The organism is Halorubrum orientale (assembly GCF_059623105.1).
The window spans coordinates 1-24,449 of record NZ_JBSPSR010000013.1 but is presented as its reverse complement, the minus strand read 5'-3'; the positions used below and the strand labels follow the sequence as shown (position 1 = coordinate 24,449).

Sequence of the window (24,449 nt, the reverse complement as noted above, 5' to 3'; positions counted from 1 at the left end):
ACAAACACCGCCTTGACGCGCCGCTAAACTACAACGGATGGAACCTGCACAGGGAGTCAACGGTGGTACACATTTAAGTGATGAACCCAAATGTTGCTCTCACTGTCTCTGTTCTATGCTTCTCAGCGCTTCGATTCACTTAGCTACCGCTCCGAGAATGAATGGCTCACACCAACTAAACTCAGTACCTCAGAAAACATCCTCGGCTAGCTGTTTCTGAAGCCTGAGTTCTGTGGCGGAGCGGTTGTGCTGGGTGGTCTTGACGAGAAGATCGTTGACGAACCGACGGAGAGCTGTCGCTGTCGGCGGCGGCTGCCGCCGACGCGACAGCGTCGCCACTCCTGGCGAAGGCTAACTCGGTCGGAGATTAGCGGGTAAACCGGTCGTCTGGTGGTCGGTTTGCGGGGACGGCCCGACGCGTCGCGAGGGCCGTCCACGCTGCCCGTTGAATCATGGTGATGAACTCCTTGAACGACCACTTCCAGAGGCGACGCCCCCCACGGCGGGGCGTCGCCACGTACTCCCAGTGTAAATACCGCCAGACGTTCTGTAACAACAAGCTCACCACGACGTACAGCAGCCGTACGACCGGATTTTGTGTCGAGGTCGTCGCAATACTTTGCTCGGAGAGTCGATAGCTGGCCTCGATACCGAAGCGTTTCGCGTAGTGGTATCGGGCGTCTCGTGGTGAGTCGATGAACGGCGCGTCAGCGGCGTAGCCGTGACGCGCCACCCCATGTTCGTCGTACCGTCCGTTCTGGTACGTACAGTCGATGTAGACGGGAAACTCGACGGTCCAGCTGTGACCGTCGAGTTTCGCCGTCATGTCGTGTTGAATCACGCGACTCCAGCCTTCCGAGAGTTCTTGCTTGATCGTCTGTCCCCAGCGGACGATCGGCATGACGTAGGCGTGATTGTGTGCGTGAAGCAGCGTCAAACACTTGCTGTCGTAGAATTCGCGGTCAAGAAAGACGGCCTTGACATCGAAGTCAAGGCCGTCGAGGATACCGAGAAATTCTGCGAGGACACTGCTGGCGGTGTCGCCGTCTTCGAGACGGCGCACCGCCAGCGTGTAGCGTTTGTTCTTCACACGCGCGTAGAGTGTGGCATAGGCGTGGAACGCAGTCGTTCCACACTTCGCTTGTGAGTGGTACAGGCCGTCTGTCTCATCTTCGTCGCCGTAGTAGGGCCGCAGGTGGAGGTCTGAAACGACCTCCACCTGCTGGGGAAGGACGTCGAGAACGTCCTTCTGAAGGAGCGCGTTTCCGACTTGCTCAAGCGTCTCAAGATCGAATTTGGTGCGGAGATGGTAGAGAACCGAATTTTTGTGGGGGGCGTCTTCACTTTTCTCACAGAGCGTTGAGACCGAGGTCCCGTCGGCGCACGCGCCGACGAGGACCTCGTAGATGTCTTCAGCATCGATCTCGGCGTTTTCAGCGAGTGTGAGAGCAACTTCCTCGTCAAGAGCGTTGACGAGGAAGTTAAGGAGTTGGTCTTCGTGGATTTCATCGTCTGCTTGCTGGGTTTTAGACACACCTTCTGCAAGCAGACGTCTCAACTAACCGGCTTTGTGATGTACTGAAACTTGACTTCCAAATCCTCAATTGGGAAGTGCCGACTGTCAAGCCGTGAGAAGGTGCATACGGTGCGAGGAGAAGCCATCCCCGGCAGGGTTAGCGATGAGTACCATCAACACAGAGAATTGCTCACAGGCAAAATGTCTCTGAGGTTGACTGTGAGGCAGTTGAGCAAAAGGTCCCTACGCGTCGTGGGCCCCGTTGTCAACCGCATCGACAACTGACTGCAGTTCGTCGATGAGCGCCCGGGCAGCGGTCGTGTCGAGAGCGACTCCTATCGAAGCTGTATCAGTTTTCCACCGGAGGTCGACACCGGTAAACGCCGGCTCATCACGAATCGGCGACACGGTGACGGTGGTCTCATTATCGTGCATCTGGATCTGGACGTTGCTCACCGATCCTGCAATCGCGTCACGGTCACTCTCGTGAGCTGACGCCGGCGTGGACGGCCTCTCACGGCCTGTAGCAGCGTTCTCAGATGCCCTGTGCTGGTCGTCGTCGGCTGGGTGTGCACTGTCGATACGACTCTGGTCGGTAGAAGTATTGTTACTCATAGGTTTAGGGAAAGCGATCGTACGGCGCTGCGTGACGGCACACAGATGGTGAGTTAGCGGCTTGACGCGTTGTCAAGCCGGGTGTCCCATCAGTGTACGACGTGTGTGGCTACGACTACGTGGCTCGGAACGGTGAGCTCATGGCTGTGTTGACAGGTTATGGAACCGAATCACCTCCAGCAATCATGCAAGACAAATGCGGTCGGCGGAGACGGTAGTCATCGTCAAACGCTCAGAGGATAACTGATCGATCAAACAGAATTAGTCCACACATATCCGATTTCTCAATATGCCACGCGTTCCGATCAATCCAGTCACAAACCTCGTCACAGTTCTGCGCACCCACTCCGTCGGCGATCTCACGGAGCGTCCCAGTTCAAAAGCTCGTTGGGCAACGGAACAGTCACCTGGCGGCGACCATCTTCGTTCGTTGGATGCACATAGTACAACTGTGCGTGGTCTCCGGCCGTCCGCTGCTATAATAGGCCACTGATCTCAACGAACCTCCTCACAAATGTGAACCCAGCGATGAGTGAGTGTCAGTCAAACAGGGCAGTAAGGGGCAGGTCTAAAGACGGGGGTATGCGCTCGTAACTGTCTCAGAGCGACTGGGCAAAGCTTCAAGGTAGTACATCGAATAGTAATACTATCATGAGTACAACTAACGAAGGCCGAATCGTGAACCTGAGTCAGAAGGGCCAAGCGACGATTCCCAAAGAACTCCGGGAGAAGCATGGAATCGAACCGGGAAGCAGGGTTCGCATTCATGAAAACGAGCAAGGAGAGATCGTTGTTGAACCACTCCCCAGCCTCCAAGACTTCCGTGGAGCCGCAACCACGACAGAGCGCGGAACGGCCATTCTTCGTGAGGAGCGGAAAGCCGACAAGAAGCGAAGTCAACGCCTCGAGCGAGATGACTAATGGACCATATTGTATTCGACGCGGAACCGCTGATTGCCTATTACTGGGACGAGCCTGAGAGTGATGCCGTCGAAGCGATTATTAACCGCGTAGAAGACGGCCAGCTGAAGGGATCAGTGAACACGGTGACGTGTACCGAAGTGCGGTACGTATGCGGACGAGACGACCCGCAGACAGCGCAAGCATACGCCACTCGGATTCGAAACTGGTGCGATATCGTTACCGCTGAAGATGTCTGGGAATCAGCCGCCGATTACAAGCGCGACTACAACGTCGCACTCGGCGACGCCTTTACCCTAGCCACAGCAGCGATGGAAGAGGCGACAGCCTACACAGGTGCTGACGACGATTTCGACGACGTCGATGTGACCGTGAAGCGATTTCGCGAAGACGGTGTCTGAGCGGGTCACGTCCCTGACCCACGCCTGACAATTGACACCCTCCCGCGCCCGAAGACACAGGAATCCTACGACACCGCGCCGCTGGATTGGGATATTAGGGTTTACAACCTACCACTTGAGCCTGCGGTTGGAATCCACTGGACGAGTCATACAGGTAGACTCCGGGCTGTGCCAACCAGCCGGTACTCCTATTCAACACAGACGATGAATCCACTTCCACAGATCACATTAGTCGACGTGTTATAGCCATACAAGCCAAGAGCCCACGGCTCAACCGTGGGAGGAAGCCAATCCGATATCGTTTGCTATTCACTCCCTGTCCGTGGAGAGACAAAACCTAATTAACCAACACATCTATTCCAATACGCGTTTTGTTGGTTAATGTGAAGGACCGCTGATGCTCTACGAATCACCGACGCCGCCGGCGGAACTCCCGACAGACATCGTCGATGCGCTCAACGGATACTCGCTAGACCAGCTCCAGCACGTCACACGCTATGTCGAGGAGCTGGCAGAGCACAAAGCTCGCGAAGCGCGCCTCAAGGAAGAGTCAGAGGACGACGAGATCGGCGACCGACCCGATGATCTTCCAGCCGAGGTCCCGTTGAAGGCAACGATCACGATCAAGGAGATCAACGACAACCGCTACTATTACTGGCAGTGGCGAGAGGGCGAGAAGGTAGAGTCAAAATACAAGGGATCGGTTGAGTAGGTCCAAGCACGGCCAGCTGCTACTCCCGCCTTGCATGGTAACTTCACAGCGGCTCAAAGCGGTTGAAAAGAGTATATGCTGCCTCTCACACAGCAGTTTTCCTGAGTAATTAGACGAGAAGATGAGCCTGAATGCAGTCCAATAACCGGTTTCGACGGTAGCTTCTCTGAGTAACGCGTTAGAACAGTCGCCTATCTAAGTAGACGAGGCTATACTACTACTAAACTATTATAAATAGTTTTGTATAGTAGCGTTATATTGCTGGTTATGTTAGTGATCGTAATCGCATTACTACGGTATGTCATACAGCGGTTTTCTTGAGTAATCTATCGTATACTCAATCGTGTTTATATATGATCTCTCAGACGGCGTCCTTCTCTCTTGAGAGTCGATCAACTAATAACTCAAGAAAACCGCTGTGTGTGAGGCGGCTCTACCGTGGACTCAAGAAACTCAAGAAACTCAAGAAACTCAAGAAAAGTCATATGGATGGACACGTTAATGAAGGCTAAATGGGAGATCCCGATTCAATTTTCGCTGATGACGTTGAATTGATAGAAGACGCTGAGGTTCTTGAAGAGGACTACACTCCAGACAAGATTCTCTGCCGGAACGACGCGTTGAGTGACTTCACAGATGTCCTCAAACCCATATACAAAGGCCGACCGCCGCAGAATGCTTTTTTATACGGTGACACCGGCGTAGGCAAAACAGCCGTCACAAAGCATCTTCGCAATAAGCTTGTTACCGACATTGAACAGAAGAATGCTGACCTCTCGGCAGACGAACGGGTAACGCTGAACATCATTTGGATAAATTGCGAGAACTTCACGACCGGTAATCACAAAACTTCCTCCTATCAAGTTGCTGTTGGCATTGTTAATCGGGTAGTGTTCAGATAAGCTGATTCCATGCGAAGCTGAGCGAGCTGATCCAGTCGTCGACAGTTTCTGCTGAGGCGTTGCTGAAACAGTTTGAGAAACAGACAGTTCGGCGTTTTATCTCACGAAAGACACGCTCGACGGCATTCCGATTTCCATGTTTTTCATATCTGAAATCGTAGCCTGCTCGGTGACACGCAGCTTGCAACGAGTGTGAGCCATCAACGAGAAACACAGACTCAGAAACATCGTGTTTCTCGTCAATCTCGGCGAGGAACTTTTGAGCAATAACCGTATTTGTGGTTGGTTCAAGGCTTGTGTGCAGCAATTCGTTTGTAGCTGGATCGACCGCAGCGTACAGCCAATACTGCTCATTATTGAGTTGGATCACGGTCTCATCAACCGCAACGTGATCCGGATTCTTCCCAGATTCCGGCTGTAGATCTGCCTTATGAACCCAGTTATGAATGGTTGATCGAGCACGTTGGACACCGAATACCTCAATAACTCGAACAGTATTCGAAAGTGAGAGACCCGACAGATGCAATTGAATACTGAGCTTCATCAGAAACTCCGGTGTCGCTTCTCGTTCCACAAAACCTAACTCGATCTGGTCGATACTACGGTTGAGGCGTTCGTTTTCGGGCATAAGTCACTTTGAAAACGTAACGCCTCATTCTTCAATCCTTATCTGAACACCGCCGTTTTGAGACTGCTAACCAGCTTGCTAGCAACAGTAGTCTAAACACGTACCAAACGTTGTCAGAAGAAAAGAAAGCTGAAACAAAAGATCAACAGATGATCTGCTCGCTATTACCAGATGAGATAGCGGCGCAGTTATCAGGTACCTACCAATCAGAGGAGTTGGTTGAGTTATTATTAGATATCGGCAAGCAACAGCGCTCAAAAAAAGAATATGGATATGCTGAAGACTGTTTTGAGGCTGCAAAAAAGCTTAACGCGCAATTGGATACTCGAAAGTACACAAGCGAAGTAAATTCGGAGCTTGATCAGAACGCGGCTTTAAAATCTGCAGCACGATTTCGCAGAGAGGTTGATGAGCTGCGTGACATCATATCCACAGCGGAAGAAGCGTATGTAGCGGGTGATCAGAGATTGGCAATCAAGCGTTGTCTTGATATTGAGGCGCGACTACAGACATTTGAGGACATTAGTGAAATTGAACCCAAATATCAGGATTTTGTTGATCGTTTTCAATCTGAGCTGATAAAATCCACTCGCGGTCTGATTCTCTCCACGGTGTCTGACCCGCCATCTTCTGTTGAAAAACGAATCCTCGCCACAGCTCTGCCAGCCCTTGCTAGTAAAAAGTTCGAGGAGATCTACCGCGGCACGTTAGAATATACAGCCTATCGCAATATACTAACAGAATCGGATATTGAAAATATAGTCCAAGCTACCACTCAGATTAATAACTACGATCAGATCAAAGAACAACTCAGAGCGGTGAGCGACGATCCAAAGCCCCTCATCGCCCAACTTGATGATGGTATTATGACCGGTCTGCCTATGAGTCAATTAACCCTCACACATGAAGAGGGAATAGAAAAAGTGCGAACTGTTCTAGATAATAGCTGGATATTTGCCCAGTCGATTAAACAGATATGTACATTAAGAAATAATACAACAAACTCGCTGATTAATGAATGCTTGCTAGTTATTAAATCTGCGCTTCTCAATTGTAACATAAGTAAACAGGGAACAGGTATATGTCAGGTTGAAGTGCTGGTCGACCAGATTGGAGCAGTCAATACATATAATGATGAGTTTCCATCGTTTTCTATTGCAACAAGTCTAAGAAAGGTGATACAACAAATCAGTTCAATTGAAAAAGTTGATTCTGGTATATTTACTCAAGCATCAGAGCAAATTGAAAAAGCTGTTAGAAGGGAAACAAGGCGGCTCTCAGATGAACTTGAGAAATTTATTGATGAGTGGCATGATCATCCGACAGTCGAATATCGTGGGTGGAACCGTGCAGTGTCTAAGGCACGCAGAACAGATGACCCCTCACCGCTGATTGAGCCATATCAAGTGATGAAACAGATGCAAGGAACAGTATGGTCCTATACGGATCTACATAACTTCTCTTGGCAAGAATTTGAACATCTGATTGCCAGTTTATATTCCGAACAAGGGTACGAGACGACTGTTACATCAGGTTCTCGTGATATGGGGGTTGATGTCTGGGCGGAGACCGAAATAAAAAGCCTTGCAATCAGGTAAAGCAGTTCTCACAGGGGAACACCGTCGGTCGCGAAGTAATCCAAAAGCTTGAGAGCACATTAGCTCGGGGTAGTGCAGACAAAATCGTAATCGTAACTAGCTCTTCGTTTGCTGGCACAGCTTCAGATTATGCTGCTGGGTCAAGTCAGGTAGAGTTAGTTGACGGAGAAGATTTAATCAATCAGCTAACGCTCCATAGTATTCCAAAGAAAGTGTGAAAAGATACCGAGCACACTCAACAGCATCGTGAAATAAAGTAAGCCCCACCGTCCGAGCTACCTGTGAGCTCTTTTACCACAACCTGTAACAAATTTTATATTGACCCAGCGGGAATATTTTATCCCCATCCGTCTTTAGCTAAGCAAACTCGGATTTTAATGTTGATAATCTAATACTTTATCGCTCGAAAATGGCGGCTAAGACGGTGTTCAAACAGAACAGAGAGGTTCAGTCGGTCACTCTAAGCTCTCCGCTGACGGATCAAACAGTATGACGATCGTCTTCAGCGTCTCCACTGATCTCTCGACTCTGTTGAGCTGATTCGTGAATCCCGTATAGAACGCTTATTACGACGCTTTCGATATTTATAATGTCAATACGACAATATGAAAGACGAGTAATAAAGAAACGAACACCAGATTCACCGAAATTGAACCAGACTGCTCTATTAAATTCTCAGGTGATAATAGGTTCTAGTAGCCGTGCAAGATACAGGGCGCGAGTCTTGCAGGACGATCCGCTCACATACCGATCGAAGAGAATCAGTTAGAACGCGTTCACACGCTTGACTGTCTCCAACGGAGACACATCCCTTTCGATTAAATACACGCGCTCGTTCCGGCGCTAATCTCGTTGATCTGACTGGATAGGACTCATACAGAGTGCTGATTTCGTGCTCTACATTTTGTACGCGGCTTCTCCGGTATCGGATTTCAGGTAGCTTTCCCACCAGATTAGTCAGGATCATAAAAGGAATTCATCAATTGAGAGTGATTTTAATATCGTCTGCCTGAGGGGCTAGATTCCCTCTCCACGACCTACTCATTCTTATTTGGGATAGAGTGATGTCGTTATACTCCCCGCTAATTAAACGCCTGCTCTGGTCCAGTGCGATCGACCGATCCTCGCTTCCGCTACACAACCAAGGTGCGAGACGTAATTAAAGACGAATAACAATCAGCGGGCGGAGGCTTACGCTTCAAGCGTGGGTCCGAGAGACAGAAGATCGTCACTGTACGGATTCCCGCGCCAAGTTCTCGTGGTTACCGAGCGATTGACCGAGTGAGAGCGAACACGAATAAGGCGATCATGAATCCGCCGAGGAACCCCTCAGCAGCCCCGATGAAACTTACGAACGTATTTTCCACCGTCGGTCCGCCGAGCACAAGCGAAACAAACGATTGTACGCTGAACGTGAGATAGCTCAATATCGACTGACCGATTGACAGCGGAACGCTGGCAGCGGCGTAGATCAGGGTGAACACGGCGATGATTCCCACAGACGACAACACGGTCCATAACGGTCGCTCGCCGTATCCGCAACTCAATCCCATCGCTACGTTTCCTACGTAACGTCCGGCGTGTCGGAATCGCGTCAAGCCGTCCGACTGGGCAAACTCTCGGCGGTGGCTCCCGCGTCTGGCAGCCATCTCATGAAAGAAGAACTCTGAAACCGCACGGTTATCGCCGACCTGCTTGGCCCCGTTTTTGGCCCGCACGTATATGATCTCACGAACCGACGGCGGGTCGTCCGACTCATGGATCTTGTACTCCAGTGCGGCGAGTTGCTTCCGGTAGCGAGTGAAATCGAACCCATCAAACACCGTCTCATTAAACGTTAGCGAATCAATCGTTGTCTCTTCTGTTAATACAAGATCACCCAACACCGCTCGAGTGAGCTCATATTCAACGCTACCGTCGGTTGCTGCGACAGTACCGGTCACGCGCTCCGTTCCTGTGAGATCGATCGTAACGGGTCCGTCTTGTACTGTGAGATCGACACAGCTCACCTCATCTGAGAGGGAAGCATCGTCAATACGAAGCCCCCCAGTAAGAGTCGCGCCGTCAAACAGCAATGGTCCGTCACAGTCTACTCCCAGAAACATCCCCGCTGCACCATTTGCAGTTGGTCGGTCGCGCTTCGGGTTGCCAGCGACAGACCCGAACTCAACGGCAGGTCCAGCCAGTGTGCATTCTTTGAACCGGGCCTTGTCTGCGAAGTCTGTTCGTTTGAACCACGCCCCCTCGTCGAACTGTACACGATAAAAGTTTGCTACGTCGTCAAACTGGGCATTAGTGAAGTCTGCGGCTCCAGTGAACCGTGCGTCCACGCTGTATATTCCGTTGGCAAACCGGGCGACACGTCCACAAACCTCCCCGAACGTCGCTTCGCGCGTGTCGAGCCAAGATTCGAACTTTGTAAGCCGCATTGAGACGTCCGCGAACCGGGCGTGACCGAGGTCAACGCGCCGGGCAAACTGTGTTTCGTCGAACGTAACTTGTCCAGTGGCTGTGCTCCCCCGAAGATCAAGCGGGTGATTTACCGTCCCAAATCGCAGCGAGATCGATTCGAATGATGCGTCACGGCAGTCGATGGGTGTGTTAGTCGGCCCGTCAAGTCGTTCATAATCGAGATCGATTGCCCCAAACGTCGCACCAAGAAACTGATTTGTCGCCGGGGCCGGTTCCTCGACCGCTTCAATAAACCGACGTCTACGGGCCTCATCGGACGCCTCACCGTGGAACACACAGTAGTTTTCGTCGGCAGGATGTGGACAATCCCACGACGACTCGTCGTCAAAATAATCAGCCGACAACTCGTGGCGGTAGTTACAACTCGCGGTCATATAAAATATTGTTCCTAGTTTGGATTAAAAACTTGGGCACAGAGAAGTCGAATAATTGCGACAGCGGTCCGGAAAGCGAAGTTTTTAAACGAATCTTCTGTTCCGGCTTGAATTCGTCTGTTGACACCTTCAGAACGTTCCATACCGAGTGTTCAATCTTTCAGGCCGGTTTCTGTCCCTGAGGTAGTGATAAATTAACCCTCTGTATCTTACACGCCGCTACTGACATATTATGGAGAAGTCTGTGTTCGGAATCGATGCGTACCCCCTGTTCTGAATGATTCTCGCTGGGTGTGGAACTCTTCTATGACATCCCCTCGTTCGTGTTCAATCAGTAGCTGTTAGATTTCTTGGCGAGGGTTACGATCGATGACATCCGCGAACGCAACGTTTTCGCGCACCTGTTGCATCTCGACCGTGACGCGGTCCCCGATGGTCGTCTCGGGAACGATCACAACGTAGCCGCGCTCAACTTTCGCAATCCCGTCACCTTGGTCACCGAGATTCTCGATTTCAACATCTCGCTGTTCACCCTCCTCAACAGGCGGACCATCGTATTCGTGCTGCTGATCTGTATCATCAGTGGATTGGATGGAGTCAGTGGTCTCCGTGTCATCCACATCTGATGCGGTCGTCGAAATAAGCGCAACACGGTATGTCTCATCTTCAGCGATTGTCCCGGTGGCTATCTCGCGTTCCGGAACGGTGATCTGGTAGCTCCCATCGTCCTGCTCAACAGTCGCAGTATACAGTGTCTGGAGTGTCTCAGAAATATCCATAGATTGCGTATGTCTTGACTCGTGCTAGAGAACTTGTTTCTAGCGTTTCTGTTGCTCTCAACTGATCACCGTCGTTGCGAGCGAGAGACCCGAGAGGCGATTCAGGGCTTATCGCCACGCTCAAACACAGCAGCAAAGTCGTCAAGAAGCTCCTGTGGAGATCGCTCATCACCACGAGACGGGAGGGGTGCTTCCCAGCATTCGATCTCGAGTGTGCGCGCATTCGACACTGACTCCGGCTCAGTTACCACATTGAAGATGCCGGTGCGATAGATAGCGAGTAGTCGCCGATCGTGAACACTGACGTAATCGATTCCAGCCCGATTCAGGACTGCTGGAACGTCAGTCGGCCCAGATAGCGAGATGGAGGCGCTTGGAGACGCCAAGTCGCTCATACGGTGGTTTCGTCCATCGCACCGATAAAGACCAGCCCCGAGGAAGGTCCGGATACAGCATCAAGTCAATTTCCGTGGCCGGTCTGTCGTCTCCCAACGGGTACGGATGTGGGTACTGGCTACCCACTAGTTGAACGAGTATGGAAGGATGTCCCGGAGTCAAAGCTGGTGAGCTCGGTAATACGCTGCTCCAGTTCTTCGATTTCAGCTTGGAGCTCGGTTGTGTCTTCGTCGGCTCCAGCCAACTGGTCTTTGAGCCCTTGGAGACGGGTTTGTTTCATCTCTTCGTCGACGTCTGCCTTCCGTACATACTCGCTGTCTTCAATTTCGCACACATCGGATTCAGAGAGAGAGCGCGTATCTCGCACAGAATCATTCTCTAATTCGATCAGAGTAGATCGGTCAAGACAGGGGAATCAAGAATCGCTCAGGACAGGTTCTGTGGGTACACTACTCTACAACCCAGATGAATAGGCGATAAACAAAGGAGAACCGTTTGAGGGTGGAGAGTTACAGCCCGGTGTTGAACGGAGTGGGTGGATTGCGTACGAAATCTCCGGTGATGTTTCAACTGATGATCTTACGGTTGCTTGGTCAAAACGACAATTGGCGGCGAAATATCTGTTAATTGGGAATGAAATGATTCGCCAATATAGGAATCAACTTGACGCCGCGGGCCACCGGAGCGAAAAAGCTGATAAGTCGATCGACGCCGGGATCGATGAGGTGCGGAACCGACTGGAACTTGACGACAGTGGTCGGCGGGGCTGTTGGTGTCCGACAACTGTGAACACCTGATTCAAGAGTTTCTCGGCTACAAAGAGGAATACGTCGGCACGTCACAAGCAGTTGATCACTGTCTCGACAGTTGCCGGTATCTCTGTATGGGTGACAGCATTCGTCTTTAGTTAAGGAATCGCAAGACAGCAGCACGATTACTTCACTGTGCAAGTAGCGGCTGAGATCTATTATGATAATATTTTGATCTGAATCACGATAAGCCGATAAGCTTACCGTGCATTTGGTGCACGTGTTTCTAAGAGCGTCTAAGATTATGACCCGAACCAAAATGGGTGTCTCCGTACGAACTGAACTCGTCGAAGAGCTCGATACACTCGTCGATGAGTGCTCAGATCTCGGAGCAAGCCGCTCCGAGATCGTTGAAGCGATCCTCACAGCATATTTGCAGAGTGATGAAGAGAGAATAGAAAAGACTCGAGAGCTGGTTATCCGCAATCGGAAACAATCTAACTCGTAGAGAAGTTCGTGCACTCGGTGCACGGACTTCTTAGAGCGTTATTCGAAATCACAAATTGACTGTGTTAATATCGGAACCGCCTTAGGCGAATAGAAAACTGCTCTCTGCTAACAGATCCGGTCGCTGTACCGCGATTTTGCTCTTAACTAAAGACGAATGACGAGCACACGTCTGTCAATGAGTCCAACGATAAGGTCGTCACGATTGACAACTCGGAAGACGAGTACGTGTTTCGAAGCGGTGCTCTCTCAACCGAAGTGATCCCACTCGTTTCCGCAATTGCTGCTCAGGACAAGGGGGATGCTAGACAGTCGATCAAGTACCTCAGAAAGGCAGGCGAAATAGCTGACAAAGCCGGTGATACACAAGTTGAGGAAAGCCACGTCAGAGCTGCTGAGTCACAGGTTGAGAAAGAAACGGTCCGCGAGGCGATGCTTGAAATGACAACACAGGCTCAACTCACACTGGCTGCTATCACGGTTGTTGAGTTAGCGGGCGACACGCCGGTTCGAACCAAACCAATCTATGGCGTCTACAAAAGCATCGCTGAGGAGGTTGGCTCCGACAAACTCGTTCAGCGGCGTATGCGCGACCATCTGAAAGAACTCGACATGCAGGGAATCATTGACGCTAGAAAAAAGACTGGTGGGTCAGTGGGCGGTCCTGCATATCATTTTGAACTGCAAGTTGAGAAAGAGATCGTCAAGGATGTGTTAGAGGATGTGACCCGATTTTCATCAATTGACTTCAACAGTATCGGTTCCAACGACCGGTCTGGGCTTGGTCGCTACACTTAGGTTTTCGTTTCAGACAACAACTTGTCGGCTTCTTCCCACGGCAAAGCCGGGGGCATCCGCCTTGCTATCGCCGTGAACCCGCTGTCTTGTTGACTAGAACCCATTGGAGGTCGTTGCGAATGTGATCAAACTCGCTGACTACGGCCGTGTGTCCGAGACAAACGGCAGCGCACAGCGCCCGGTGGTGTGGTACGGCGAGATTGACGCAGAGTTGCCGCTCACGCCGCTGTCCGGGCGAGAACACAATGCGAAGGCTTGAGATGACATATCCAATCATACAACTATTTACGCCAACAGATGTACATTTATCCAATGACGTACGAAAATCTGGATGGAAAGCTTGTCAATACACTATTGCACAATGGTCGCGCAAGCTTACGGAGTCTCGCTGAGGAACTTGATGTCTCCGTGACGACGGTGTCGAATCACCTTGCTGATCTCGAGGAGGCGGGCGTCATTGAGGGGTTCACGCCTATCGTCGATTATGACAAGTTGGGTTACGACGTCACGGCTATCCTCCAACTGAAAGTGCGTGGCGAGGCGCTTCCTGCAGTAACAGATTCTCTTCGCGATGAAAAACAGATGGTGAGCGTGTACGAGACGACCGGCGATTACGACGTGATTGCGGTCGGGAAGTTCATCGATACGGATCACATGAACGAGCAGATCAAGGCCGTGCTCAGCAATGCCGATATCAACGAATCAAACACAAGCGTTGTGCTGAATATCGTGACCGAAAACCGATCGTTCGAGCTCGACGTGGATAGTGAGTGAACGTCCCCGGTAGCGACCTCGTTTAGATCAGAGTTTCACCCAATATATTTTGACTGGAACAAGGAATATATATGTTAACCACGTTGATAGAAATATGACTGACGCCGGCAGTCGAAACGGTCCACCCCCCCCTTTGATCAACCATTTGAGGCCGAGGATACGAAGCAGCGCGTCTATGGTGCAGTGCTTCATGCTCGCGACCCGAGAAAAGCCGCTGAGATTGCTGAACAGGCAGATTGCTCTACAGAGTCGGCACGGACACATCTCTCCTTCTATACTGACCTAGGTATCGTCGTCAGACACGAGGGGCGGCCAGTGAGATATGAACGCAACGACGACTACTTTGAGTGGCGACGGGTGAACGAACTGGCGCGCGAGAACAGCGTTTAGGAGCTACAGACACAGGTGTCGGAGCTGACAGACCGCATCGGAACGTATGAGGATGAATACGGCGTTGACTCACCCGCTGAGGTTGATGTTCTTGCATTCGACCCGGAACGGATCGACGATGTCTACGTTGAGCTCGGTCAGTGGGCTACTGTCATTGAGGAGCGTGTCCTCCATGAGCGCGCGCGGCGGAAAGTCGCTGGCTCCACAGCCCCATCACATAGCTGATGGTGCCGGTAGACGACGGCGCGACTCCTGCGCCGATAGATCGATCGGTGTTAGAGCGGATACGGCTCCGATTCGCCGGAAGTCGGCTGTTCGAGTCCGTGGAAATCATTGAGGAAGGACACGTGTATCTCAACGTCGAACTCTCGGACGAGTACTATCCGGGTGAGGTCTCTGCTCGAATTGAGATCTGGTGGTACCGGAATGACGACTTCAGCGTTCACTATCAAGAGGACCACCCGGGTAGCACGTGGAAATACCGCTGGGACCGACATCCAAATACCCATAACTACAGAGACCATTTCCATACACCGCCAGCCGCCAGTCGTACCGATGCAGAGAATTCTCAGTGGCCTCCCGACCATCGTGAGGTGAGTCGTCTTGTGCTCAAGCGAATTGAAGACCGCATTGATACGCTCTGGAAGTAGAGTTGCGCTTTCCGACGACTGATGCCCTGGGTGTGCTGCTTGCTGTGGACATAGGTGTCACGATAAGCTGTGTTTATTTGGCTGCTCTGTCTCAGTAGGTTCATCAGTAGCCACTTCTTCTGGGATGAGCAACTCTGGCCGCCGCTCGTAGGCTGGGGTTGCGAGAAACTTAGCAATCTGATCGTAGTCCTGCTCACTTAATGATTGGCGCATCGTCATTTGTATTCTGTCATCGTATGATAGTTATACTACTCCTACTGTGAGGATACCAGTGTCCTAAGGCTACACGCACACTTTGTAGCACGTGTCTCATCCTCGGGAACTTTGCCACAGCGGTTTTGTGTAGCATACTGCGGTCGAATTGATCGTCTCCTGTAAGCGGATCTTGATACGCGATGAGACGTGAACTCAGTATCTTCTTCACAGATTAGTCGATTTCCGGACGATAATGTCTTCGTCAATGTCAACGACGTTCTTCTCTACGAGATGTTTGAAAGCCTCGTCGACGTCTTCGGGAGAAAGGGCGACCGCGGCTTCCAACTCCGACCGCGAGATCGACTCGTCGAAGGCCTGTAACGGCTGTGTTGAATCGCTGTAAGGCGGAGTGATTCACCGTTTGACGAAGCGCTTGATGTTATACACGACACACACCAGCGCGATTTCGCGGAACTCACGAAACCATAGGCGCGCTCGCACGGCGATAGTGATAGCCGAAAATTTGTAATGTTAGAGCGCGAGCACAAACTATGCCTGGACCGTCGAAAGATCATCTCGAACATCTGAGTGAAGAAGAACTCGATGAGGCGATCGATCAGGCTCAATCCGACGAAGAATCCTATCTCGTCCGGCGATTATGCCTGATCAAAAATATCTATCTCGGTGATACACTCACGGAAGCGGCGACGCGTGTCGGCGTCACGACGCCGACCGCGAGCCGCTGGGTCGATCGCTGGAATAACGACGCTGTGGACGGTCTCCGACCAAATTCTGGTGGTGGACGTCCGCCAAAACTTGACGAGCACCAACGCGAGCGGCTTCGAAAGGTGCTCGAACGGCACCAACCGCTCACCACCCACCAAGTTCAACAACTCATCGAAGATGGGTTCGATGTATCATACTCTCAGCGACACACATCGCGACTTCTCAACAATCTTGGACTAAATTATGCGATCCTTCGACCAGAATCGCCGGATCGACCTGATGACGCAGAAGAACAACTTGAAGAGCGTCTTGAGGCCGCTCTCGATGATCTTGACGACGACGCAGTAGCTGATGGCGGTGTAGTCGTCGGATTTCTCGACGAAGCCTGGCCTCGTCCAACAGACAACAGCCGGCGGCTGTGGAGCTTCGGCCGACCAATCTTGAAAAAGGAGACGCCGACAGCGAACTTTGATGATGTCGTCTTCGGATTTTACGCACTGAACGGAACTAGCGCTGTCTCGTGTAAAGATGATCTGAGCAAGGAATCTGTGGGCGATTTTTCCCTCAAGATACGAGAAAAGAACCCAGATCAGCCGATCATACTCGTCTGTGACAACTTTTCATCTCATTTTTCCGAGTATGTCGATAATATAGTAAATAAACACGATCTACATAGCGTAGCACTGCCGCGGTATTCGCCGGATCTCAATCCGATCGAACAGATCTGGAAAAGCGTAAAACGCGATCTCTCGCCGCTTAACGCGTCAGATCTTGAAACGTATCGAGAACTGATCTGTTCAATCTTTCACGGCTACGCCGATCGGATAAGCTTCGCAGAGTCGTGGATAGATCGCTTCCTATCTATTCAAAGGTTATGACTATCACTAAAGCCGAGCGAGCGCTTCACAGCCGAGTTCACGGTTTCGGTCATAGAGCGCTGATTGTAGCGGTGATCGTCGATTCTGGCGTTGTGTGCGTGGTCGTACGGAGCGAAGATACGGTGCTTGATCAGCGGTCTGATCCCGAGCTCGCGTAATCCTTCACGAAGCGATTGCTTGTCATAGCCTTTATCGGCCGCAAGAGACCGCAGATCGCCCGCATTCCGGCGGGCGATCTGCTCAGCAAGGTCTGCGTCGCTTCCTTTCCGATTTGTAGAGCAGTGGACGTCAAGGACGGCTTGAGACGCTGTATCGACGAGTTTCGTGACTTTGAGCTTCTGAACGCGGTAGCTGATTCGCTGGCAGTAGTGGCGGCTCGCTGGTGAGCGGTCGTAGAACGTGGCGTCGATCGCGGCGTGTTCAGAGAGATCGTGTAGCTGCGCCGACTGGCGCAGCAGCACTCGACAGACGCTCATGCTGATCCGGTCGAACGCCTTACACAACGTGGACGGCGCAGGGAGATCGGCCGCGTTGAGGCTGATCTCCCCGGTTATTTGTGGCATCTCTTTGAGCAGGTCGATCGTCATGCGGTACGACGAATCGAGGTAAATCCGCAGACAGTGAAGGGAAACGAGTGCATAGTCGGCGAATCCGCCGCCACCTTCCGGGGCGGCGGATTCGCCTCCATCGCCAGTAACTCTTTGAGCAACCGGTACAACCTCCCCGATGAAGCGGGAGATTTGCGTCATGGTCAACGGAACTCTCCCGCTTCAACTCCTTTGATTTAGCGGCCTACCTCGCCTTCGTATGGCGATTCAACACAGCCCCTATTTGGGTTTCCCGGATGCCGGGTTTTGGATGAGGAATCCCACTATGATTCAGAAGAGTGCAACTGCTTTGATCTTAGCGAAGAGTTATATGAAACTATAGTCAAATCAATATGTGAATAAACTTGATAATACTGTGCAATCGGCACTGGAAACGTTCGCTGAAAAAGCATTAGATGGATCTTGGAGTGGGCAAAGAGAGCGTGAAGCTGTCAGTCTCTTTGCCTTCGGCGCATTGCTCACTCAGGTGAATCCGGATGGGGTACTTCACAGCCCCTCGCAGGTTGGGCTAGAGGTCCCAATTCCTCAGGTAACAGTAGGCAATGAGGATAGCACGAATCAAAAAGATCAGGTGTGTAAGGATTTGGTCATCTGGCCTTCCCCTCGCATGACCTGCTGGGACGACGATCAAAATCCGACGGTCCCGCCCGTAGCCGTGATTGAGTGGAAATTTGACAGAGCCAGCATCTATGACGGGGATGTGAACTGGTTAGCGGCGTTCACCAGTCGATACCCGGAGTGTACTGGCTACGCTGTCACTGCAAATCAACCAGCGTCCAGGTTTACGCTCAGTTGTACGAGAGTCTCGGCTGATCAGACACAGCAGAAGTGGTTGCACATAGCCTAGCTCTCAGAGTTCAGTCAGCTGAGAACACTCATCGACATCCTCCTCGGTCAAGCCGAATGTATTCTCCTTGCCATGTGTGAATCGCCTTGGAGTCAGGCCTCAGGATGTTCGCCTTGTCAGCTGGGAAATAGTATTGTAAACGATCAAGGAGTATTATCACATGCTGTATTCCATATGGTTACAGCATAAGCTGTCCACCACAAGGTGCACGCCAACAGGTATTTGCCAGAGGAGTCCTCCTGATATCGTATGTCTCGGGAACGCAACGATACTGGAGAGTACACTGAGACCGTCACGCTCGAGCACGTCCTCGGTGTGTTCGACGCTGTACCGGGCCCAGTGGTCACGTCTGGTGACGTTACAGAGAGGGTGGCGTGCTCCCGAGAGACGGCCCGTCGGAAGCTTCACAATTTGGAGGATCGAGGCGACGTTGCCAGTCGCAAAACAGCCGGACGGGTCGTGTGGTGGCTCGTGGACGACCACAGTCCCACGCGAGGCGTGCACGCGGGGGATCCGTTCTGGGAGTTCGAACCCGGTGCCTCAGGCGAGTCGGGCGTATCTGCGAGAGTCGATGGGGTCCTGTACGGTGAAGACGCTACGTGAGCGGACAACGTCGATGGCCACCGATATGGGGTGTTCCACTTTATCGATTAGCAGTCCAAAGACCGGCGTAGCGTGTTTCTGGATACCCGGCTTGTAGTGCTGCAGTGCTGTCTCAAATTGTAGATTTCCTCAATTCTGCTAGGTAATATAAACCCGGTATATCTAAGATCTAAGACTAAGATACTACTTCGTCACGCTTAGATATATAGATAGAACTTCAATAATTCTTAGCGGCTACTTTACAACACACAAAATTTTAGATATATAGATATTAGCACGGCAAATTCACGTATTTGAGTTCATTTAGATTGAAATAGCATACCATGATGTGATACTACATAGTATATATACTAGGTAGAAATGCCTCTACTCTATTTTGCTAGTTGCAATCTTATGTTCAACATGGTTGATGTCTTCGTCTAGTTTGTTTATCAAGATAGTAACTTCTGCCAGTACTGGATAGTCTGGGCCGCTGGTCGGACCATACAAGTAATTATAAAATCCCATCTCACTATCCTCATTGGCAATGCGGGGGTTAGTTCGTATCGGCGGATCATGTAACGACTGCTGGCGCTGTCGCGCTATTGCTTCCAACTCTGATTCAAGATCCTGAAGCTGGCTCCAAATATCAAGTGCCCCACCAATGACGTTGGTATCTACATCAGTTAGATGATCGAGAAACTGACAGCGACGTTGGTCGATCGCTGCTAACTTTTTGCTGATATCTACTAATGCATCTAGTTCGGTTTCAATCGCTTCAGAGAGGGACTCACGCGCCGATGCTGCTTCACGACCGTCCGCTACGCTCCTCCTCCACAAGAGCACCCACCAATACGTAATAGTTCCTTGAGCGGGGTGGTTGCTCCACAGTGCGGACAGAGCAACTGCATGTCGATGAGTACCTCATACTCATTATGATCAAGCTCGTCACTGTTCGCTAACGTGGTGAGCGTTGAACCGACAACGGAGTGTAGCCTCCCCTGAAGTTTCTCAATCGTCTCGATACGTTGTTCAGTCCGGTCACGATCGTCAGCTGGCAGAGTAGCACTACGTACCTCTGTCAAGTATGTGTAAATCGTTTGGTGAGTGACAAAGTCGGCTGTGACAGCGTCAACGTCGATACCGTATCGTTCCAATTCGCGGCGTGCTGCCACCGTGTCACCGGCAGCATCACTTATGAGCTCCTCGTACAATCGCTGTACCTCCTGTTCGGTCTGCGAGGCAGTTTCCATATCGAGTGCCGCTGCGAGGACGTTCTGATTGAACCAATCGGCAAGGTCGCGGAGGCTTGTCCGATCACCGGTGGGATCAGTCCAAGCAGCTTCAAGTTCGGCACCGAGATCGTCCAAATCATACGTCTCGATGACCCGCGCAACCTTTGATTGCTGTGTCGGCATGAGTACCGGTGTATATGCACGCTACGCTTACAATAGTACCGATGTAATGCTTGCTACTGCCGTGTCACAGTGGAGCGTAAACATCTTTAATTACAAGCGTACAGTTATAAATTACGCTACTGACTCGATATAGTGATATTCGTCGGGGAGACCAGCAGCATCCTCAGTAAGCAGCGCCGCGACCAGATGTGTTGTTTCTGATTCAAAGTGGTCAATAAGTTTGGCAATACGGTCCTTGTCGATTGCTTCAAGCGAGTCCAACAGTATGAACGGCACTGTATCACTAACATCGTGAACGAGATACCCAGCCAGCGCAAATACAAGTCCCGTCACTTCGCGCTCGCTCTCTGAGAGGTGTGCGAGGGTATCCTCATACGCAGCGCCGTCAGCTGTTGTACGCACCACATGTATATCGAACGTTGATTGTGAGGTCGTACGACGGCCCTCTCGAACGTCTGTTTCCTTCTGTTCAATCCAAATCCGGTTCAGATTGTCGTAGCCAAGCAACTCAAGCACTGTTTCCATCCGGTCGTTGAACTCACTGACAGCGTCTGCTTCGATTTGGTCGACACGATTCCGGAGGTCTTGCAACCGTTCGGTAAGTGCGTCGCGTTCGTCGACGAGATCTGACCGGGTCGCAATTGTTGCTTCGTGGGTCGTGATTGTCTCAGTGAGCTCTTCTATCTCGTCTTCGAGCCGTTCAATACGAACTTCCTTCTCGGTCGCGTCCTGATGAAGTTGGATGATGGTGTCGTCGGTATCCGTTTCAAGCGACTCAACCTCGTCTTTGAGCTCTGTGATCTCAGCTTCTTTAGCCTCAATCTGTGTTTCTAGTTTTTCGATGGTCTCCTGGGTAGTCTTGATATCATTGTTAACACTCTCAAGCCGTTCGGTGAGCTCTTCTCGTTCACGTTTTTGCTCTTCAATCTTATTCTGCCGGGTAACAAGTTCATCAATCGTTGAGGTGACCTCGTTTTGCTCAGCAACGATGTCTTGCCTGGCGGCCTTTAGATCGTCAACAGTATCTCGAATAGCAGCAGTCGAGACGTCGCTACCACATGTCCAGCACGTTGTAGTCTCTTCGGCCAGCTGGGCAGTCAGCGCAGCTTGGTCTTGTTTTCGGTTATGCGTCTGCTGGAGTACTTGTTCAGGCCGCTCATCAAGCATCTCCTCGTTAAATTCGAGAATCGAGTTCAGATCCGTTAATCGCCGTGTTAGAGAAGTCTTCCGTTCACGAAGGTCTTCAATACGCTGTTGAAGTTCAGTATCGTCTTGGACGATCTCAGAGACATCATCAAGCGTTGCAGTAACCTCCTCGCGCGTTTGCTTCAACGTTTCAAGCGTTTCCTGTTCTGTTTCGAGATCGTATGTGAGCGAATCTAGCGTGGACTGTGCTTCACGAAGTTGAGCGTACGCATCTTCGCGGTTTTCTTTTACTGTCTGCTCATCTGCAACGTCGGCGTCATGCTGGTCAATTTGAGATTCAATGGTGTCGAGTTCAGCCTGTATGTCCTCAAGTGTCGATTGTTTGCTGTCACGTTGTTTCGTAAGCGACGACACCTCTGTCTCGAGTTCCTCAAGCCGCTCCAATTGGGTCTCAATGTCGTCACGGTCACGTTGGCACTGCTTGATATCCGACTCAATCTGGTCTATATCGATTGGTCGCATGATGATCTCTCTGAGGTCATCCCCTCGCCGCACGGCCCGCCGTGCAGCATTCGATTCAACCACGAACGCAAACAAATCAGCGACTGTTGGATCGTCAAGATACGGTTCACCTTCATACCGGACCTGGTCATCGTCGCGGCGAAGATATCGCGTGTACGTCGCATCTCCAATATCTAGCTGTACCGACCCCTCATCGGCATCACCTTTTAACGAGGCTTGGTTGCTACCAAGTGCAGCCATGATGGCCTGTAAGGCTGAGGTTCGGTTTGTGGCGTTTTCGCCAGTTAGGATTGTAGCAACATCTGATAGAGAGATATTTGCCTCTTCAATTCCTCCAACGTTTTCAATCGAGATATTTACTGTTTTTTCTGTAGTTGTCATACCAGTTAATTGATTTCCACCGTATATATATTCTATGTTTGGAAGGAGAGGTTGCTAAAGACAATAGTAAACCGTTTGTCGGTTGAGGGTGTCATAGCAGTACTTCCGAGGTTTAATTCTGGCAGTTGATTTTCAGGCACAGGACGAGTGGGCTGAGCCAGGATGAGCAGAGTAAGACCAAAGCAGGCGGAAGGGCTACAGTTTCTTAGCGACTACCAAACAGCATTCACAACTCGGGCAGACGGATCGTCGTGGCCAAAACACGAACGAACGTGGCTGAATGTAGGCCGGTACTTCCGGGGCCTGCTACGCCCCGGAAGTTCCAACACCGTCACTGACATCGCTGAGAAAATGCATATCGATCAAGAACGACTCGAACGGTTTGTTCGTGAGAGTCCGTGGGCGCACGAGAACGTTGAAACCGAGCTTCGGGAACGTGTTCCCGAAGCGATTCAGAGCCCAGAAGCTGCACTGATTGTCGATGGTATGGGCATCCCGAAATCAGGCGATGAAAGCGTCGGCGTCGCCCGTCAGTGGTGCGGTGCGACTGGAAAACTCGACAACTGTCAAGTCACGGTTAACTGCACGCTCGCCAGACCTGGCGAGCGGCAGAATGCCGATCAACTCACCTGGCCACTCGGGATGCGCTTATTCCTGTCCGAGAAGTGGACTGGTGACGATGGCGCAGACTACGACAGTCAACAAGAACGAGAACGCTACGCTCAGCGACGGAAAGACACAGATGTCCCTGCTGACGTTGAACACCGGTCTAAGCCCGGCATACCTCTGAATCTTATTGAACAGGCGGTTACAGCTGGTGTCGATCACGTCTGTGTCGTTGCTGATAGACACTTCGGAGAAGCCCGGAGTTTCAGACGGAAACTCCGGGCGATTCCCGAACCATATGTTGTAGAGGTCTCGCCAACGGAGCTCCGATTTGTTCCTGAAGATACCGATCTCATCCAGCCAGACGATCATCCTAACCGGAAACATGCTGCTCATCCTGATGACGTGAGTTCAGAGACACCAGAGGAAGTCGCCGAGGCACTCGGCGGCGACGACTGGACCGAGATTACGTGGAATGAGGGAACGAAGGAATCCCTCTCTGGTGAGTTCTATCGAACACGGATTCGGGAGGTGAAACGACGGGATACAGGGTGGGTGAGCGACGAAACAGGCTGGTTACTGCTGAGAAAAACTGACGATGAAGACGGTGATGGAGAAGATGGTGAACTCAAAGCATGGATGTGTTGGGGGGTTGACGAGGCATCTCTGGAGGAGTTAGTGTCTTGGGCACAAGTCCGTTGGTGCGTAGAACAGTTTCACAGAGACATCAAGCAGAATCTTGGAGCTGACGAGTATCAGGGGCAAACGTGGAAGGGTGTCCATCACCACCTCGCGGTGGTGATGTTAGCCCATGCATTCGTGGTACGGCGACGGTTTGAGACAGGTGAGAACCGTTTAGACTTCTCGTCGTTCGAGGAGGTAATCAACCAGATTGTGCGAGAGTCAGCGATCCAAGGGCTGATCGATGACAAAGGATGTGATCGAGAGAGAGCAGAGGAGTTAGCGGAGTATATGCTCCAGAGCTACTCTCCGTGGTAGGCGTTAAGCTCGACGAGAGCGCCTGCCGCTGAGCGGCAGCGCTCTCTCACCGGCCGTATATCGGAAGTAGAATCCTGTTCAGTCGGACAATATTACACCAGCGGGTGGAGTCATGTCCCGATCGACTCGGGCATTGGCTTCGGTTGCCACTGGTTCCGACGGCTCATAGTTTCAGCCAGCATGCTCACCGAAAATCTGGTCGTTAATTCCGATCTGTACCGCCGAACCTCGGAAGTACTGATAGAACAGTTCACATACCAAAGAGCAGGGTGAACGCTGAGGTGGAATGAGTTCAGCGACCCTGCAGGATGATCCTTCGGTAGAATCGTTCTTCAATGTCGTGGAAACGGAGACGTTGG

At 51.3% G+C, this 24,449-nt stretch carries 22 protein-coding genes and 6 pseudogenes; 14 read left to right on the top strand and 14 right to left on the bottom strand.

Going from position 1 to position 24,449, the window contains the following annotated elements; genetic code table 11:
- Positions 1 to 367 precede the first annotated feature (367 nt).
- The 3 genes and pseudogenes from ACWUI7_RS12960 to ACWUI7_RS12950 all read right to left on the bottom strand — a co-directional run.
- The gene (locus ACWUI7_RS12960) at positions 368 to 1,534 is read right to left on the bottom strand and encodes an ISH3 family transposase (RefSeq protein ID WP_496642621.1); all 1,167 of its coding nucleotides are present in this window, start codon (positions 1,532 to 1,534) and stop codon (positions 368 to 370) included.
- Positions 1,535 to 1,759: 225 nt separating this feature from the next.
- The gene (locus ACWUI7_RS12955) at positions 1,760 to 1,972 is read right to left on the bottom strand and encodes a hypothetical protein (RefSeq protein ID WP_496642620.1); all 213 of its coding nucleotides are present in this window, start codon (positions 1,970 to 1,972) and stop codon (positions 1,760 to 1,762) included.
- A gap of 454 nt (positions 1,973 to 2,426) precedes the next feature.
- Positions 2,427 to 2,607 (bottom strand): annotated as a pseudogene (locus ACWUI7_RS12950) (type II toxin-antitoxin system HicA family toxin); the annotation flags it as partial.
- A gap of 175 nt (positions 2,608 to 2,782) precedes the next feature.
- Here ACWUI7_RS12950 and ACWUI7_RS12945 point away from each other — a divergent pair.
- Positions 2,783 to 3,052 (top strand): AbrB/MazE/SpoVT family DNA-binding domain-containing protein, encoded by a 270-nt coding sequence (locus tag ACWUI7_RS12945; RefSeq protein WP_496642619.1) that lies wholly within the window; start codon positions 2,783 to 2,785, stop codon positions 3,050 to 3,052.
- Positions 3,052 to 3,453: a type II toxin-antitoxin system VapC family toxin gene (locus ACWUI7_RS12940; protein WP_496642618.1), complete on the top strand. Its 402-nt coding sequence runs from the start codon at positions 3,052 to 3,054 to the stop codon at positions 3,451 to 3,453. The genes ACWUI7_RS12945 and ACWUI7_RS12940 overlap by 1 nt, the downstream gene beginning before the upstream one ends.
- Positions 3,454 to 3,547: 94 nt before the next feature.
- Here ACWUI7_RS12940 and ACWUI7_RS12935 read toward each other — a convergent pair.
- A pseudogene (locus ACWUI7_RS12935) lies at positions 3,548 to 3,646 on the bottom strand (RNA-guided endonuclease TnpB family protein); the annotation flags it as partial.
- A gap of 204 nt (positions 3,647 to 3,850) precedes the next feature.
- Between ACWUI7_RS12935 and ACWUI7_RS12930 the strand changes: the two are divergent.
- A complete protein-coding gene (locus ACWUI7_RS12930; RefSeq protein WP_496642617.1) occupies positions 3,851 to 4,165 on the top strand; it encodes a DUF6788 family protein in 315 nt (104 codons plus the stop codon).
- A 512-nt stretch (positions 4,166 to 4,677) separates the two neighbouring features.
- Positions 4,678 to 5,067: an AAA family ATPase gene (locus ACWUI7_RS12925; RefSeq protein WP_496642616.1), complete on the top strand. Its 390-nt coding sequence runs from the start codon at positions 4,678 to 4,680 to the stop codon at positions 5,065 to 5,067.
- On the opposite strand, the gene ACWUI7_RS12920 is transcribed toward ACWUI7_RS12925, so the two are convergent.
- Positions 5,060 to 5,695, bottom strand: a complete 636-nt coding sequence (locus tag ACWUI7_RS12920; RefSeq protein ID WP_496642615.1) for an IS6 family transposase — start codon at positions 5,693 to 5,695, stop codon at positions 5,060 to 5,062. The genes ACWUI7_RS12925 and ACWUI7_RS12920 overlap by 8 nt on opposite strands.
- 110 nt (positions 5,696 to 5,805) lie before the next feature.
- On the opposite strand from ACWUI7_RS12920, the gene ACWUI7_RS12915 reads away from it, so the two are divergent.
- Both ACWUI7_RS12915 and ACWUI7_RS12910 read left to right on the top strand, forming a co-directional pair.
- A complete protein-coding gene (locus ACWUI7_RS12915; protein ID WP_496642614.1) occupies positions 5,806 to 7,293 on the top strand; it encodes a restriction endonuclease in 1,488 nt (495 codons plus the stop codon).
- Positions 7,254 to 7,511 carry a restriction endonuclease gene (locus tag ACWUI7_RS12910; protein WP_496642637.1) on the top strand — a complete coding sequence of 86 codons (258 nt, stop codon included), beginning with the start codon at positions 7,254 to 7,256 and terminating at the stop codon, positions 7,509 to 7,511. The genes ACWUI7_RS12915 and ACWUI7_RS12910 overlap by 40 nt, the downstream gene beginning before the upstream one ends.
- 1,044 nt (positions 7,512 to 8,555) lie before the next feature.
- Here the strand turns inward: ACWUI7_RS12910 and ACWUI7_RS12905 are convergent.
- The 4 genes and pseudogenes from ACWUI7_RS12905 to ACWUI7_RS12890 all read right to left on the bottom strand — a co-directional run.
- Positions 8,556 to 10,139 carry a pentapeptide repeat-containing protein gene (locus tag ACWUI7_RS12905; RefSeq protein WP_496642613.1) on the bottom strand — a complete coding sequence of 528 codons (1,584 nt, stop codon included), beginning with the start codon at positions 10,137 to 10,139 and terminating at the stop codon, positions 8,556 to 8,558.
- A 341-nt stretch (positions 10,140 to 10,480) separates the two neighbouring features.
- Positions 10,481 to 10,918, bottom strand: a complete 438-nt coding sequence (locus ACWUI7_RS12900) for a TRAM domain-containing protein (RefSeq protein ID WP_496642612.1) — start codon at positions 10,916 to 10,918, stop codon at positions 10,481 to 10,483.
- A 101-nt stretch (positions 10,919 to 11,019) separates the two neighbouring features.
- A complete protein-coding gene (locus ACWUI7_RS12895) occupies positions 11,020 to 11,313 on the bottom strand; it encodes a hypothetical protein (RefSeq protein WP_496642611.1) in 294 nt (97 codons plus the stop codon).
- A 119-nt stretch (positions 11,314 to 11,432) separates the two neighbouring features.
- Positions 11,433 to 11,687, bottom strand: a pseudogene (locus ACWUI7_RS12890) (DUF7983 family protein); the annotation flags it as partial.
- Between the two features lie 1,111 nt (positions 11,688 to 12,798).
- On the opposite strand from ACWUI7_RS12890, the gene ACWUI7_RS12885 reads away from it, so the two are divergent.
- The 5 genes and pseudogenes from ACWUI7_RS12885 (at position 12,799) to ACWUI7_RS12865 (ending at position 15,182) form a co-directional block, all read left to right on the top strand.
- Entirely contained in the window at positions 12,799 to 13,368 is a 570-nt protein-coding gene (locus ACWUI7_RS12885) for a Cdc6/Cdc18 family protein (protein WP_496642610.1), read from the top strand.
- A 121-nt stretch (positions 13,369 to 13,489) separates the two neighbouring features.
- The gene (locus tag ACWUI7_RS12880; RefSeq protein WP_496642609.1) at positions 13,490 to 13,627 is read left to right on the top strand and encodes a hypothetical protein; all 138 of its coding nucleotides are present in this window, start codon (positions 13,490 to 13,492) and stop codon (positions 13,625 to 13,627) included.
- A gap of 53 nt (positions 13,628 to 13,680) precedes the next feature.
- Positions 13,681 to 14,142, top strand: coding sequence for an HTH-type transcriptional regulator Lrp (lrp, locus tag ACWUI7_RS12875; RefSeq protein ID WP_496642608.1), 462 nt, complete (start codon positions 13,681 to 13,683; stop codon positions 14,140 to 14,142).
- 94 nt (positions 14,143 to 14,236) lie between these two features.
- A pseudogene (locus tag ACWUI7_RS12870) lies at positions 14,237 to 14,757 on the top strand (DUF7342 family protein).
- A gap of 86 nt (positions 14,758 to 14,843) precedes the next feature.
- Positions 14,844 to 15,182, top strand: a complete 339-nt coding sequence (locus ACWUI7_RS12865) for a toxin-antitoxin system TumE family protein (protein WP_496642636.1) — start codon at positions 14,844 to 14,846, stop codon at positions 15,180 to 15,182.
- Positions 15,183 to 15,791: 609 nt separating this feature from the next.
- Here ACWUI7_RS12865 and ACWUI7_RS12860 read toward each other — a convergent pair.
- Positions 15,792 to 15,881: pseudogene (locus ACWUI7_RS12860) on the bottom strand (IS5/IS1182 family transposase); the annotation flags it as partial.
- A 47-nt stretch (positions 15,882 to 15,928) separates the two neighbouring features.
- Between ACWUI7_RS12860 and ACWUI7_RS12855 the strand changes: the two are divergent.
- Positions 15,929 to 16,981: an IS630 family transposase gene (locus ACWUI7_RS12855; RefSeq protein WP_496642607.1), complete on the top strand. Its 1,053-nt coding sequence runs from the start codon at positions 15,929 to 15,931 to the stop codon at positions 16,979 to 16,981.
- Between the two features lie 5 nt (positions 16,982 to 16,986).
- Here the strand turns inward: ACWUI7_RS12855 and ACWUI7_RS12850 are convergent.
- Positions 16,987 to 17,730, bottom strand: a pseudogene (locus tag ACWUI7_RS12850) (IS5 family transposase); the annotation flags it as partial.
- A gap of 955 nt (positions 17,731 to 18,685) precedes the next feature.
- Here ACWUI7_RS12850 and ACWUI7_RS12845 point away from each other — a divergent pair.
- The gene (locus ACWUI7_RS12845; protein ID WP_496642606.1) at positions 18,686 to 19,039 is read left to right on the top strand and encodes a hypothetical protein; all 354 of its coding nucleotides are present in this window, start codon (positions 18,686 to 18,688) and stop codon (positions 19,037 to 19,039) included.
- Positions 19,040 to 19,405: 366 nt separating this feature from the next.
- On the opposite strand, the gene ACWUI7_RS12840 is transcribed toward ACWUI7_RS12845, so the two are convergent.
- From ACWUI7_RS12840 to ACWUI7_RS12830, 3 genes are all read right to left on the bottom strand, one after another.
- Positions 19,406 to 19,864, bottom strand: a complete 459-nt coding sequence (locus ACWUI7_RS12840; RefSeq protein WP_496642605.1) for a DUF7260 family protein — start codon at positions 19,862 to 19,864, stop codon at positions 19,406 to 19,408.
- Positions 19,840 to 20,436: a rod-determining factor RdfA gene (gene rdfA, locus ACWUI7_RS12835; RefSeq protein WP_496642604.1), complete on the bottom strand. Its 597-nt coding sequence runs from the start codon at positions 20,434 to 20,436 to the stop codon at positions 19,840 to 19,842. Before rdfA ends, ACWUI7_RS12840 begins: the two co-directional genes overlap by 25 nt.
- 111 nt (positions 20,437 to 20,547) lie before the next feature.
- Positions 20,548 to 22,485, bottom strand: a complete 1,938-nt coding sequence (locus tag ACWUI7_RS12830) for an archaea-specific SMC-related protein (protein ID WP_496642603.1) — start codon at positions 22,483 to 22,485, stop codon at positions 20,548 to 20,550.
- A gap of 162 nt (positions 22,486 to 22,647) precedes the next feature.
- On the opposite strand from ACWUI7_RS12830, the gene ACWUI7_RS12825 reads away from it, so the two are divergent.
- Positions 22,648 to 24,090, top strand: coding sequence for an IS701 family transposase (locus tag ACWUI7_RS12825; protein ID WP_496642602.1), 1,443 nt, complete (start codon positions 22,648 to 22,650; stop codon positions 24,088 to 24,090).
- Positions 24,091 to 24,449 lie beyond the last annotated feature (359 nt).

Coding starts and splice junctions, on each gene's coding strand:
- ACWUI7_RS12945 (WP_496642619.1), top strand. CDS start 2,783: ATGAGTACAACTAACGAAGGCCGAATCGTGAACCTGAGTCAGAAGGGC.
- ACWUI7_RS12940 (WP_496642618.1), top strand. CDS start 3,052: ATGGACCATATTGTATTCGACGCGGAACCGCTGATTGCCTATTACTGG.
- ACWUI7_RS12930 (WP_496642617.1), top strand. CDS start 3,851: ATGCTCTACGAATCACCGACGCCGCCGGCGGAACTCCCGACAGACATC.
- ACWUI7_RS12925 (WP_496642616.1), top strand. CDS start 4,678: ATGGGAGATCCCGATTCAATTTTCGCTGATGACGTTGAATTGATAGAA.
- ACWUI7_RS12920 (WP_496642615.1), bottom strand. CDS start 5,695: ATGCCCGAAAACGAACGCCTCAACCGTAGTATCGACCAGATCGAGTTA.
- ACWUI7_RS12905 (WP_496642613.1), bottom strand. CDS start 10,139: ATGACCGCGAGTTGTAACTACCGCCACGAGTTGTCGGCTGATTATTTT.
- ACWUI7_RS12900 (WP_496642612.1), bottom strand. CDS start 10,918: ATGGATATTTCTGAGACACTCCAGACACTGTATACTGCGACTGTTGAG.
- ACWUI7_RS12895 (WP_496642611.1), bottom strand. CDS start 11,313: ATGAGCGACTTGGCGTCTCCAAGCGCCTCCATCTCGCTATCTGGGCCG.
- lrp (WP_496642608.1), top strand. CDS start 13,681: ATGACGTACGAAAATCTGGATGGAAAGCTTGTCAATACACTATTGCAC.
- ACWUI7_RS12855 (WP_496642607.1), top strand. CDS start 15,929: ATGCCTGGACCGTCGAAAGATCATCTCGAACATCTGAGTGAAGAAGAA.
- ACWUI7_RS12845 (WP_496642606.1), top strand. CDS start 18,686: ATGTCTCGGGAACGCAACGATACTGGAGAGTACACTGAGACCGTCACG.
- rdfA (WP_496642604.1), bottom strand. CDS start 20,436: ATGCCGACACAGCAATCAAAGGTTGCGCGGGTCATCGAGACGTATGAT.
- ACWUI7_RS12830 (WP_496642603.1), bottom strand. CDS start 22,485: ATGACAACTACAGAAAAAACAGTAAATATCTCGATTGAAAACGTTGGA.
- ACWUI7_RS12825 (WP_496642602.1), top strand. CDS start 22,648: ATGAGCAGAGTAAGACCAAAGCAGGCGGAAGGGCTACAGTTTCTTAGC.